This window comes from Pseudoalteromonas sp. BSi20439 (assembly GCF_000241165.1).
Lineage (GTDB): Bacteria > Pseudomonadota > Gammaproteobacteria > Enterobacterales > Alteromonadaceae > Pseudoalteromonas.
In genome coordinates, this window is sequence record NZ_BADW01000162.1 from 1 (window position 1) to 13,977 (window position 13,977).

At 38.3% G+C, this 13,977-nt stretch carries 11 protein-coding genes; 6 read left to right on the forward strand and 5 right to left on the reverse strand.

The features are described from left to right. Positions 1-749: 749 nt before the first annotated feature. The 4 genes from P20439_RS12770 to P20439_RS12780 form a co-directional block, all read right to left on the reverse strand. Entirely contained in the window at positions 750-2,147 is a 1,398-nt protein-coding gene (locus P20439_RS12770) for a S9 family peptidase (protein WP_083834489.1), read from the reverse strand. Beyond that, complete coding sequence (locus P20439_RS17955; RefSeq protein ID WP_008467460.1) at positions 2,084-2,692, reverse strand: hypothetical protein; 609 nt, start codon at positions 2,690-2,692, stop codon at positions 2,084-2,086. Before P20439_RS17955 ends, P20439_RS12770 begins: the two co-directional genes overlap by 64 nt. A gap of 106 nt (positions 2,693-2,798) precedes the next feature. Then, positions 2,799-5,453, reverse strand: a complete 2,655-nt coding sequence (locus P20439_RS12775) for a TonB-dependent receptor (protein ID WP_008467462.1) — start codon at positions 5,451-5,453, stop codon at positions 2,799-2,801. A gap of 414 nt (positions 5,454-5,867) precedes the next feature. Continuing rightward, complete coding sequence (locus P20439_RS12780) at positions 5,868-8,213, reverse strand: DNA polymerase II (RefSeq protein WP_008467464.1); 2,346 nt, start codon at positions 8,211-8,213, stop codon at positions 5,868-5,870. A gap of 60 nt (positions 8,214-8,273) precedes the next feature. Here P20439_RS12780 and dinG point away from each other — a divergent pair, with 60 nt between their 5' ends. The 6 genes from dinG (at position 8,274) to P20439_RS18290 (ending at position 13,356) form a co-directional block, all read left to right on the forward strand. Then, a complete protein-coding gene (gene dinG / locus P20439_RS12785; RefSeq protein WP_008467466.1) occupies positions 8,274-10,349 on the forward strand; it encodes an ATP-dependent DNA helicase DinG in 2,076 nt (691 codons plus the stop codon). Next, positions 10,349-11,125, forward strand: coding sequence for a TSUP family transporter (locus tag P20439_RS12790; protein ID WP_008467467.1), 777 nt, complete (start codon positions 10,349-10,351; stop codon positions 11,123-11,125). Before dinG ends, P20439_RS12790 begins: the two co-directional genes overlap by 1 nt. Position 11,126: 1 nt before the next feature. Further along, entirely contained in the window at positions 11,127-11,735 is a 609-nt protein-coding gene (locus P20439_RS12795) for a primosomal replication protein (protein ID WP_008467469.1), read from the forward strand. 349 nt (positions 11,736-12,084) lie between these two features. After that, entirely contained in the window at positions 12,085-12,888 is an 804-nt protein-coding gene (locus P20439_RS12800; RefSeq protein WP_008467470.1) for a histone deacetylase, read from the forward strand. A 50-nt stretch (positions 12,889-12,938) separates the two neighbouring features. After that, the gene (locus P20439_RS12805) at positions 12,939-13,211 is read left to right on the forward strand and encodes a late competence development ComFB family protein (RefSeq protein WP_008467472.1); all 273 of its coding nucleotides are present in this window, start codon (positions 12,939-12,941) and stop codon (positions 13,209-13,211) included. Next, positions 13,204-13,356, forward strand: coding sequence for a YbaM family protein (locus P20439_RS18290; RefSeq protein ID WP_008467474.1), 153 nt, complete (start codon positions 13,204-13,206; stop codon positions 13,354-13,356). The genes P20439_RS12805 and P20439_RS18290 overlap by 8 nt, the downstream gene beginning before the upstream one ends. Positions 13,357-13,358: 2 nt before the next feature. Here the strand turns inward: P20439_RS18290 and P20439_RS12810 are convergent, their stop codons facing one another. Continuing rightward, positions 13,359-13,886, reverse strand: coding sequence for a sel1 repeat family protein (locus tag P20439_RS12810; protein WP_008467476.1), 528 nt, complete (start codon positions 13,884-13,886; stop codon positions 13,359-13,361). Positions 13,887-13,977 lie beyond the last annotated feature (91 nt).

Below are 13,977 nucleotides of genomic sequence, written 5' to 3' on the forward strand. Positions count from 1 at the left end.
ATAATACGCTCTACTTTTTCTACATTTTCTTCTTCTGCAGCAAATGAACTAGCTGAGAAAGCAGCTGTAGAAGCTGCACCAAAAGCGATCGCTAAGCGAACAGCTTTTGAAACTTTGTTATTTATCATGTCAATTTCCCTAATATATTATTATATTTATATCTGATAAGTAACTTGCCGAAGAAACAACAAGCTAATAATCAGTTTACATAATTACAACAAATCAAACTCTAAATCAACAAAGTGAGACTAAATAATTATTCTTTTACTCATCTTAATTAATCATAATCTATGAGAATCATAGAGTTCATTCTTTTTGAGAGTCCGTATAAAATTCGAACTCAGGAATATCGTGTTTGTATATCGGCTTTCCTTTAAATAATATCTACACTTGATAGCCTCAATTTCAAAACTCAATGAACATTGTTAAATGGTGATAATTTTTTTATTAGGTAACGACGAAAACTCGGTATATTTAAGTACGCTAAATGCTTATGTAATTAAAAAGAGGCTCAAGTAAGTATCTTTATAACAACAAAAATCGCCTATTGAGCCACTAGTGAGGGCATCAAAATAGATAAAATGGGTAGTTATATTAAATATTGAATAGAAACTTTTGAATAATGGTGGTTAAAGTGAGAGTTACTATTACATGAAGAAGTATGTAATTTATCAAAGTAGTAACTCTCATTTTTCAGATTGATATATGAGGGATTTATCAATTAGTATGATATGCGTCTATCAAGATATTTACCTTAAGTGTTTAGCTAAAAATTTTTCCATTTTAGTATACAGTTCAAATTTATTTTCCTCTTTTTGAAACCCATGCCCTTCATTTTCTTTCAAAATCCACTCATCATCAGAAAGCTTAATTCCCTGTTTTTCTAATGCATCTTTTAGTAAGGTTGCATGCTTTTTAATTACACGAGGGTCTTTACCACCTTGAGCAATCATCAAAGGAGCTACAATTTTTTCTACATGATGCAAGGGGGACATACGCTTCATTAACGCTTCATCGTCCGGATCGCCTATTTGAATTTTCAGCAGTTCTTTTTGCGGCTCCCAGTGTTTTGGCATTGACTCGAATAGCAAACTAACGTCGGTTACCCCAACATAATTAATACCACATTTATAAAGTTCAGGAGTAAATGCAAGCCCTGCAACGGTGGCATAGCCTCCATAACTAGCACCGTAAATACATATTTTTTCGGGATCAACAATCCCCTTTTTTACCAAGTGATTTACAGTATCAGTAATGTCATTTTGCATTTCCGCTCCCCATTTACCTCCATAACCTGCTTGTTGAAACGCTTTTCCATAACCGCCAGAACCACGAAAGTTCACCTGAACTGTCGCATAACCTCTATTAGCAAAAAATTGCGCTTCTGGGTTAAACCCCCATACATCTCTAATGCCATAAGGGCCGCCATGTGGGTTTACAATTAAAGGTAGCTTTTTACCAACTGAGTTCTTAGGAGTCGTTAAATAACCTCTTAATTTTAAACCGTCTCGACTAGTAAATTTGATTGGTTTCATCGGTGACAATAATTCATTATCTAACCAGTCCATTCTTGCAACTAACGACTTCAACGTATTCTTTTTTTGATCAAATAAGTAGTATTGACCAGGATCTATATCGCTCGAAACAAAGACAATACGTAATGATTCATCTTCAGATTGACTGATAATATTAACTTGTTTACCAGCAAAGCTTTTTTCTATTGATGCCATCATTTCAGCTGTTTCTTTATCAAAATATACGGTTTCTGCGTAATCATCGACATAAGCTACACCAAGTAATTTCTCTTTTTTACGAGATAACATTAAATTAGTAACATCAACATCAGGATGAGCAAACACTAATTCACCTAACTTATTTGACTCTGGGTCAAAGCGATAAATTGCAGCAGTATCCCTATCAATATTAGATGCAACAAACATAGTTTTATCATCAAAATCAAAAGCTAATGGAGAGATATTTGCGTCATCTACATTAAACTCCTGCAACACTTTGAATTTTTCTTCAATTTTATTTTTATAATGCAATTGACCTTTTAAGCCTTCAATTGAGACAGCTGCACGAACTACTCCTTCATTATCCAGCATCCACCCTTGATAACTCCCTGGGTTTTTAGCAATAATTTGCATTTTATAATTTTTTTACGCCTTTTATCCCACTTACTATCAAGCGGCAGTTTATAGAGATCTGGGGCTTTAATATTGCGTCCATTATATTGAACGATGATATGCTCGGGATCGTTCGGTAGTAAATGAACAATGCTCGCTGAACGAATACCCGAAGCGCCAACCTGAGATCCGACTAATTGAACAACTCTTGCACGTTTTGAATGAGCATTTATTTTATAAATGCTAAAAGCTTCATTGCCATCACTGTCTAAAGTAAAGACTATCTCTTTATCATTAGCCCAACTAAAGCTAGCTATATCTTGATCATCAAATTTAGTCACTGGCTTTGCATTTTTAAGACCATCTGTCTCAATTATTACTATGTTTTTACGGTTATTAATTGGCGAAAGTAATGCTATATATTTTCCATTTGGTGACAACTGCAGCGCTGAAAATTTAGCCGTTCTAAAAAAATCTTTTACATCAACAAAATCGCTTTCTGCATTCACCGTATGAACATATGAGCTAAAAAGCACTAGAAATATTAACTTTAATATTCTTCTCATAATACCCTCTATTCCCTATTACAAAGGTAATTATTGCCTATCTCTCAATCAAAAAAACCCCACTTAAAAGTGGGGTTTATTCATCAAGCTTATAAACAAACCTATATTAGAAAGTTTGTTCTAAACGAAGGTACATAGAGCGACCCGTTTGGTCATATAAAGACCAAGCTGAATCACGATAATCTCTAAATCCATCGTAGTATGTAGGAGCTTTCTTATCGAAAGCATTGTTAACACCTACAGAAATTTTAGTACTTGTTGGAGCAGTGTATGAAACCTGTAAGTTATGTTTAACATAAGTAGGTACATCTGCTAAGTAGTCTACGCCGTACTCTTCATTTCCAGAAGATTGCTTACCAACATAAAACATAGTCCAAGAAGCACTGAAATCTTCATAAGAGTAGTTAACTCCTAAATCACCTTTCCAATCTGGGTAATCTTGAAGACCGGCATAATCAAACGGAGCCGCTTCAGCATCAGTTTTCTCTTCGAATTTACTAACCTTTGATAGATTTAGATTAGCTCCAAAAATACCAAATGAAGTTTCGTAAGTATAACGTGTAGCAAAGTCGTAACCAGTAGTAGCAAATGATGCTTTGTTAATGTACCCAGTATACATGAAATCAATTTGACCTGATGGTCCGCGGTCTATTGCATCAGGAGTTGAACCTAATCCACCCTCTTGCTCAATACGAAGTAGCTCAGCATTAGTTACGCTATCAATTCTGTTTTCATAGTTGATATCATAATAAGTTAACTCAATTGCAAGACCATCCATTACATCCCATACAAAACCGAATGTCGTTGAGTCGCCTGTTTCTTCAGTTAAATTAGCATTACCACCAAACCAAGTCGCAACTTGCTCACCTGCATCACTACAGTATCCATCAAGAGCTACACCTGGATTTGCATCACAATATGCTGTATCACGTACTGTTGGGAAGCTTAATGCATAAGAAGAAAACATTTCGCCCATATTTGGTGCTCTAAAAGACTCACCCCAAGAACCACGTAATAATAGTGAATCAGTTGGACGCCAAGTAAGACCAACTTTAGGAACTACTTTATCGAAAGTAGTACTTCTTTCACCTAAGTTAGTTAGACCTGATTGCTCATACTTCTCGTAGCGAGTTGCAACAGTTAAATCTACATTTGCTGGAAAAGCTGCTTGAATCTCCATATATGCTGCTGTGCGGTCACGTTCAGCAAAAACGTCATCACCACCAGAACCGCCAGAGATAAAGCCGTTAGCAGACGCTGGGTCACTGATTTGAGTAAAATCGATCTGCTCAAATTCACCACCTATAACACCAGCAACCGAAAAATCACCATCTTCAAAAATTAGCGTTGACACTAACCCATCGATTTGCTGGCTTTCGTAACGACCTTCGTAGTTACCAGTATGAGCAGCATATTGGTATAAGTCATTCATTTGACTATTCCAATCATCAAAGCTCATGCCTGTGGTATTTAAAACGTCGTAATTACCTGTATCAAGCTCTGATTGGAACAGAACATCATTCACTAGGTTTCTACCGTAAGAGTTTGTTTTAGAGATACTGTTTTGGTAATTAATTTCCCAATCAAGACCGTTAGCAACATCTACAAAACCTTCAAGACCCAATACGATATCTGTAGTAACAACCTCGGTCTTTGTGTCACGTTCACCTAAAGGAACCGCACGAAGATAAAGTCGAATATCTTCCCCTTCAGGGTTGTATTGGTTATCTGCGCCCATGTAAATCGGTGATGTTGAAACTGGTGTCCCTGCAAAACGTGCATCAGTCTCATTAAAGCTAGCCATAGCGCGAGCATTGAATATTAAATTATCACTCAACTCATAATTGAACTTTGTTAAAAATGAATTGTTCTCTGAATCAGGGTAAAACTTAGTAACTTCACCATAACTATATGTACAGCGACCAACGCCGTCTGCATCTATACCATTTACTGTATTGGGCGCTGAGTCACAAAGCGAAGAGTTTGAAAGAAAGCTACCAGCGCCATTAATTTTATAATTTGGCACATGACTATATGAACTAAAACCTACATAATCATCAGATTTTGTTGCCCATACGTCTCTGTCGAAGACAGCATCACTCTTAGAGTTCTCATAAGTAAATATTATGTTGCCTTTATCTGAAGAGTAACCTGAAGTCAAAGAAAATGTTTTGCTTGTCCCACCTTCAACACTTGGTGATTCATATTCATATTTAGCATTTATACCTTCGAAATCTTTTTTTGTAATAATGTTAATTACACCTGCAACAGCAGAAGATCCATAAACAGCAGATGCACCATCACGTAAGATTTCAACACGTTCAACTACCGCCATAGGTATGATTGAAGTATCCGCAGATGAACCTGAAGATGAACTTGACCCTGGAAGACGACGACCATCAAGAAGAACAAGAGTAGCGTCAGAACCAAGCCCACGTAAATTAATGTTAGATTCTGCTGATGCACCTGAACCGTAACCTGAAACACCTTTCCACGAACCAAAGGAGTTTGCAGCTAGGTTATTAAGTACATCTGCAACAGTTGGCTCACCTGACAAGCTAATTTCCACAGCCGATAATACCGTTACAGGAGAGCTGTTTTCAAGGTCTACTTGCTTGATACGCGAACCTGTAACTTGAATACGCTCAACTTTGTCTGCGCCTTCCTCTGCAGCAATTGAGCTTGCTGAGAAAGCAGCAGTAGAAGCTGCACCAAAAGCGATCGCTAAACGAACGGCTTTTGAAACTTTGTTATTTAACATTTGATTCTCCCTAGAATACTATTTGTTTTTTATTTTCGACCACTTTTTGTTAATTAATTTGTGATCACGTCACAGATGATAATACTATGAACACAAGGCGGTCAACATTAAATTAACTTTAAAAGCACTTTGCATGACTTTTCATTATCATTTTTGGCGGTATTTTATTAGTTTTTTAAATTAATTTATGGATACGATTTAGAAACAAACTTGAGAATTAAAAACAACATCATGGTAACCAGTTGATTTTTATGAGTTTGAATAAATTATTTTTTTAAATTACGCTTTGTATTCTTTTTAGATAAAATTGTAACCAAGGCTACAATTGTTAATTTACCTTTAAATTTTTTATTCACCTTTGAAGTTTATAGGCGAATAATTAACTATAAAAGACTTTTTAAGCTCATAGTTAAGCTAAAACAACGAGGCTTGTGTAGATTCAGATGTTGTGTTTAATGCGCTTAATATCATTTGCGCAACAGGGTCGAGCTGTCTTTGAATGTACAGTGGGTAGTTCAGAGTGTTTTTACCGGTATAAAGCTCAGCGCCGGTTACTGCGTATACATATTCAATCACTTGCCCGCGTTTTATTTCAAACTCAGGATGATTCGCTTTATATTTTTTAACTGCTTGAACATGAGGAGGAATATTTTTAATATAATCGTTAAGGTGCTGCCCTAACCGCTTTCTATATACTAATTTACGGTCGAACTCACCATTATAAAGTTTTTGAGTGTAGCTATTTATAATATCGTGCAGTTGTTGTATTTCGAAGTTGTCAGTAAATAACGTCTCAAATAATTGTGTTTGAAACTCTTGTGCAAACTCAGTCCAATCACTACGTACCGTTTCCATACCTTTAAAGACTAACTTTTTTTCATTATTTTTGGTTACTTGCCCCACATAACGTTTTTTAGAACCTGTTTTTTTACCTCGTATAGTTGGCATAAAAAACGGACTGTAATGAGTTTCAAATTCAATTTCTAAATAACTTTGTAAATCATAGCGTTGTTTTAAATCAGCTTGCCACATGGTATTAATATGATGAACAAGTTGACAGCCAATTTCGTTGCATTGCTCAGGGCTTTTATCTTCACAAAGTTTTACAAACGTAGAGTCGGTATCACCATATATCACCTCAAAGCCTTGCGCTTCTATCCATTTACGGGTTGTTTGCATTATCTCATGGCCACGTAACGTGATAGAACTCGATAAACGGGGGTCGTAAAAACGACAACCCTTAGAGCCGAGTACGCCATATAAACTATTCATAATAATTTTAATCGCTTGTGAGAGCATAGGTTGATTAGTATCTTTGGCTTCTTGGCGAGTTTGTGTCAGGTGCTCAATTAATTTAGGCAGGTGGTGCTGCGTTCTTGAAAATAATGCCTGATTAAATCCTTCAACTGCTTGCTCTGGCTCATTTAGCCCTACGATTAAACCTAGCGGGTCAATACAAAACGTACGCATAATTGACGGATATAAGCTTTTAAAATCCAATACCAAAACGTTTTTATACAGCCCTGGAGTCGACTCCATCACATAGCCACCGGGGCTCTCAAATGAGAGCCCATGATCGCCTAAATTGGGAGCAACATAACCACTGCGATGTAACAGAGGTAAGTATAAGTTTGTAAATGCGGCAACCGAGCCCCCCATGCGCTCAAGTTCGAGGCCAGTTATTTGGGTTCTGACAATGGCAAATTCAAATAGCTTTAATTTTTCGAAAATTTGATTAACCAAAATACAATCTTGACGATTATAAGCCGCTAGAGAAAGCTTATCTTCGTTAAATTGACGAACAATTTCAGTTAGTCGGTTATCGGTTTTTATTAATTTAGATTCGTTAAGCACACGCTCTGCAACATTGGCTAATGAAAAGCTGTCAAATCGGTAAGTGGCATTTTTTAATGTATCAATGCCATCAATGACGCACCGCCCTGGGAGCGTTAATCGGGTGTAATGGCCTTTATTAATATATAAAGGTTTATTATCTCGGCCAAAGTTAAGGGTAAGTCCTAACGCCTCTGCACGTTCTTGCAATAAACTAAAGTCAAAATCAATAACATTCCAACCAATAATAACATCAGGATCGTTATTTATAATGTACTGCTGCAACTTGGTAAGCAGGTTTATTTCGTCATAGCACCAGTCTATTTCAAATGTCGAATCACTTTGCTGCAGCTCCCCTATCATCAATACACAATCTAAGCCATTTCCCACAAGTGCTACACTAAATAACACCCCATCGCCATTACATTCTATATCCAAAGAAACAGACGTAAGCGTTGGCGTGTAATCTTTGTTTGCTTTTAACTTTGCGTCACTAATTTCAATAAAACCATTTTTAGTTGTGGCGTTACCGGTTACCCACACACCTCCTTTAATAAAGCGCTCCATTAAAAAGCGGTCGCTGTGGCGTACATCGGCCTCATAAATTGGCATTACTTGTTCTAGTAGAGTTCGCGCAGTATATAAACTATGTATGTCGTTGAAGTAACAAGCCACACATTCGCTGCCACTAAAGTGACAAAGTTCAACGTTATTAAACTGCGCTTTTATGTTTGCCTGAGCCAGTAAAGCACTTGCAGTATCTTGCTCAGCCAATGGGATGAAAAACAACGCTTGCTGGTTTTCAATCGTCACTTTTATCGGGCCTTGCTCAGAGCTCAACCAATAGCACAAGGTGATCCCTTGTGCATTTTTAGCCGCGTATTGTTGCCTTGATAAAATAAAGCCCTGATAGATTGCTTGTGTCAATGTTCGATCCCACTTAATATATACACTGTAATTATATACATATTTTAGGTTAATCATCACATGCTATCGAGCTCACTTAAAAAAACAATTAGACAAGTACACCAGCATGTTGCAAATAACCTAACCGATTACCGCCCTCGAAGTAGTCAAAACTATTTAGTTGCTGAAATCGCCAAAACATTAGCCGGTGAATACCATAAAAAACAACGTATTTGTGTTATTGAAGCAGGCACCGGTACCGGCAAGTCATTAGCTTACTGCCTAGGCGCCCTGCCACTGGCATTAGCACAAAAAAAGAAACTGGTTATTTCTACGGCTACTGTGGCTTTGCAAGAGCAGTTAATCGCTAAAGAACTGCCGTTTTTTAAAAAGCACTCAGGGCTCGATTTTAAATTTGATTTAGTCAAAGGTCGCCAACGTTATATTTGCGCTCACAAACTTCATAATGCGCTAAACAGCGATAGCCAAACTCAAATGGAGTTTATGCCTACCCTTACATCGCCATTAAGTGATATGGAAACTAAATGCTTAAAGCAACTTTACGATGCCTATGTAAACAAAAAATGGCAAGGCGATAGAGACAGCTGGGCCGATACCATTCCTGATAGAGTATGGGGGCTCATTGCTTGCGATAAGCATGCTTGCCAACGCCAGATGAAAGCACACCAAACATGTCCTTTTCAACTCGCCCGCCAACAGTTAATGCAAATGGATGTATTGGTTATAAACCATTCGTTACTGTTAGCCGATTTAGACTTAGGGGGCGGAAAAATTTTACCCGAGCCCGACAACACCATTTATGTAATCGATGAAGCGCACCACCTTGCACATATTACCCGCGACTTTTCATCTGCTGCAGCTACGATAAAAGGCACGATAGATTGGCTCGACAAACTTACTAAATTCAGTGGCAAAATGGCCAAAGTGTCAGTGGGTCAAAAAGGTATTGGGCAAAACTTTAAGTTATGCGATAGCGTTAACGATGCTAACAAAGATTTAAAAGTGGTGCGGGATATACTCGACAACGCCGATTTTGAATATTCAAAAGACGATACCTATCGCTTTGAACATGGTGAAATCCCTAAATCGTTACACGCTAAGGCAAAAGACATTAGCGAAGCCACGCTTGATGCATTACGGTGTTTAAATAAAATGCACGACACCCTCACACAAGATGTAAGCGATGGTGATATTAAACCTTATGTTGCCGACCCCATTCTGGCTGAAAGTGGGCAATACATAAACCGGTTAGAACAACTTAATAAATTATGGTTTAGTTACGCTACTAAAGGCGAAGGCACGCCGCATGCGCGTTGGATAAAACGACTTGAATATAAAAGCCATCATGATCACCTGCTTAGCGATTGTCCTATTGAAGTCGGTTATTATTTAAAAGATAAGCTGTGGAACGAATGTGCTGGAGCCGTGTTATGTTCAGCTACCTTGAGCGCCTTGGGTTCATTTGATCATTTTGCCTATGAAAGCGGTCTTGCTAAAGAAGAAGGCGTTAAATTTATTAAAGTCCCCTCTCCGTTTGACTACCCAAAACAAGCCACTTTACGCATTCCGGCCTCAAGTATAGAGCCAACAGATAAAGAGTTTAGCGATCATATTGCTAAAACACTACCCGAGTATCTAAACACTAAAAAAGCCAATTTAGTGTTGTTTGCCTCTTACTGGCAAATGGATCATGTAAGTAAGTTTCTTAGAACAAAAGGATTTAACTTATTAGTACAAGGTGAAATGTCACGAGAAGCTTTACTCAAATTACATACTAAAAATATTGATGAAGGCAAGGGCAGTATTTTATTTGGTACCCAAAGTCTTTCTGAAGGGCTTGATTTACCTGGGAAGTATTTAGAAAACCTGATTATTACCAAAATTCCATTTGCGGTGCCCACCTCGCCTATCGAAGAAGCGCAAGCAGAGTTTGTGCAAAGTAAAGGCGGTAATCCGTTTTTATCGATAACCGTGCCAGACGCAGCAAAGAAATTGGTACAAAGCTGTGGTAGACTGCTGCGTAAAGAAAGTGATGCAGGCACAATAACTATTTTAGATAGACGCCTAGTCACCAAACGATATGGCAAAGCCATGCTTGACACCTTACCACCTTTTAAAAGACAAATAGATTACTGATGTTTGAACTTGCACTCGACCCAACAACTTGGGCTATTTTATGTGGCGTTGCACTTTTAGCTGGCTTTATTGATGCTATTGCTGGCGGCGGTGGATTACTCACTGTACCAGCACTGTTAACGGCAGGATTACCTCCTCATTTAACGCTTGGCACTAATAAATTGGCCGCCAGTTTTGGCTCGTTAACGGCCAGTATCACCTATTATAAAAAACAACTATTTAACCCACGATTTTGGTTTGCTTCTATTATGGCTACCGCCATAGGTGCTTTGTTAGGCACACTTATTGTTGATCATTTAAGTATCGAGTTTTTAAATAAGCTCTTACCCATTATTATTATTTTAGTGGCTTGCTACAGCTTGTTTGGTAATTTAAGTACCACACAAAGTGATGATCTGCCTAAATTAACCCGCACAATAAAAGTAAAACAGTGGCTACAAGGATTAAGCCTAGGTTTTTTTGATGGTTTAGCTGGGCCTGGAACGGGAACTTTTTGGACTGCCTCAAACGGTATGTTTTATAAAATGAGTTTGCTACTCAATTGTGGTTTGGCGCGTTCAATGAATTTTGTTTCTAACTTCATCTCTCTGATCACCTTTGTTGCACTTGGCCATGTTAACTTTTTACTGGGAATTACAATGGGCTTCTTTATCATGCTTGGTGCATGGTTTGGCGCACATTCAGCTATTCGTTTTGGCAGTAAATTTATTCGCCCAGTATTTAATACGATGGTTATACTTTTAGCGTTAAAACTAATTTACGAGGCATACTTTTAATATGCAATCTGCTGCTTTAGACAAACTACGCCAACAAGTTGCTACGCTTAAGCAACAAGCTGAGCAATTTGATAAAGCAAAATTATTTGCTAAAAACCGTTATATGCAGGCACAGCCAAGCTTATTTGACAGAGCCGTATTTAGCACCAAAAGCATGAACTTGGTTGATTACGTAGTAGAAATAGAAGATGAAATAGCCAGCCTACCACCGAGCGATCACCGCCATGCCTACACTTACGCACTTGAGCGTATTGCCAGTCAGGTACAAGCGGTATTTAATGTTATTAAATCGACCCCTATTTGGGTGAAAGAAAATAAAAGTCATTATAAGCCTCGTGCTAAACAGCCTGTTTATAAACAAGCGGTGCAAAAAATCATGCAATCATCCCACGAGTTATATGACGAACTTAAACAAAACCATGAATTTGAACGCCGCCTGGTATTAATGATTGAAGAGCGTAAATTGCAAATGGAAAAAGCATCGCCTGCGCAAGCACAAAAGCTTAACCAGGAAATTTTAACCACTCATGCACGACTCGGCCGTTGTAGAAAAGCGATTTCTGCCACCGAAGACAAAATTCAACAAGTAGAAAAACAACAGCTACGCTAATGCAGCTTTATTACCACGAACTGTACTCGCAGCTAGAATTACCTGACCGCCATCGATTTCCAATTAAAAAGTATCAGCAGCTTAAGCATGAAGTTGAATGTCTAGGGTCTGTTGACCTTTGCAGATTAAAATTTGTTCAAACTAGGGGCGATTTAATCGCGGCGCGAGGTTTGTAACCTAGTGGGCTAAGTAAAAACCGAGCAACAAAGAGTAAATCGCCCCTAGGCAGAACCCGAAGGGCAGCGCCTGTTTGGCATTAATGCTGCGTTATCACCTATTTATGGGGAATAACCACACCACATAGGCTCTGCCTTGCCTAAATACCAAACAGACTGCTGCAAATTCAACCTTGAAAGGTCAACAGACCCTGGGCTACACCCAATTTATATCGCCTTCGCCTGCAACTACAGCGCAGTTAAGCTTATGCCATAGCTCAGATTATATTGCTGACTTTTTAAACGGGTCGTTGACTGACAAAGCGGTGAAGAAAATGGGATTTCCGCACTCACCTGAACTAGTCGAGCGAACACTTTACTCTGTTGGTGCCAGCATTCAAGCCGCTGAAAGTGCAATTAAAAGTGGTTTAGCGGCTAATTTAAGTGGCGGTTATCATCATGCTTACAGCAATTACGGCAGTGGCTTTTGTATTTTTAATGATTTAGCCATTGCTGCAGCCCACCTTATTGCAACGGAGCAAGCCGACACCGTATTAATATTTGATTGTGACGTACACCAAGGTGACGGCACAGCGCAAATAACCCAGCACCATGAGCAGATAATTAGCTGCTCAATTCACTGTGAACAAAACTTTCCTCGGCAAAAACAGCACTCAAACTACGACTTTGCCTTGCCAGCAAACACCATAGATGCAGAGTACTTAACAACACTAGAGCAAGCTCTCGAGTTATGTGTTCGTCTCCACCAGCCCGATATTATTTTATATAATGCCGGCGCCGATATTTACACCAAAGACGAACTTGGCTTATTTGATGTTTCTTTGGCTGGCGTATACGCGCGTGACTTTGCCGTTCTTAACTTTTGTAAGCAGCGAAACATCCCGCTTATGTGCGCTTTAGGTGGTGGTTATCAGCGTAACATCAATGATTTAGTCAGTGTCCATAAACAACTATTTAAAGCGGCTCTCGATTTATAACAGTCCTTGGTATAGACTCATTAAAGACAATAACAAAGAGTGACTGGAATATGCGATTAGATGACGACATACACAATTTTTACGAAAAAATCGTTTTAGAAGAAATAGAAAAACGTAAACTTAATGAGCGTTACAACGACGATGTAATGGCTGACTTTTGCTGTACCGTACTCAATCAGTTACCCCCACGTTATATTCGATACGATGTAGATATGGCGTTTTATTTAACTCAAACAGATCGCTTAGATATGCAGCAACGCGTTGAACTTGCTATTAATTTTGCGATTGATCAGATTGCTAAAAAGAAAGATATTAATGAGTAAACCGCTAGAAGACGCCCCTACACACATAAAACTGGCTGTTGATTTAATTATGATATTAGAGCAACACGATGTAGAGCCCGAAGAAGTATTAAAAGCACTCGATATCGTAAAAAGTGACTTTGAAAAGAAGCTAGTTAACAACTAGCTTCATTCAATTGTGTCTACTTCATACACAGTGACAGCGCCGTCATGTTTACTACAATCAATTTTAATTTCGCCGAATGTGCGCCTAGGTGATGTTGACCTACGGCATGTCATGTTTTGAGCTTTAACACCAAATTGTTCAATATAAACTGCAACAATTGCATCTATTTCTTGCTTCTCGTGTGTTGTCGCAGCGGCATAAAAAGTATCATATTGTTGTGACCAATTTTCAACGCCAGCTTCTGCTGCAACACCTAACCACCCCATACCAAGCTTAGTTGATTGCTCTAGATATTGCCCTTTTAAAAACATAAACGCTAGGGTGTATTGTGCACTTTTATAACCCAATGCAGCAGGCTCTTCTAAATAGTTAAAAGCTTCTTCAAACTCCCCTTTTTTGTATGCCTTAACACCATTATATTCTTTTTTCTTCATGGTATTATCGCTGTAAAGACTGACTGGTGACGAATTGCAGCCAGTTATTAAAGCCACCAATACCAGCAAAGTGGCACTCAATCGTTGATGATTCATTATTATCCTTAATTTATTATTTTTTTTGCTCAGAAACATAACCACTTTTAAAGCATCTGCCCTAAAGCCTGTTAACATAAATTTAATATTA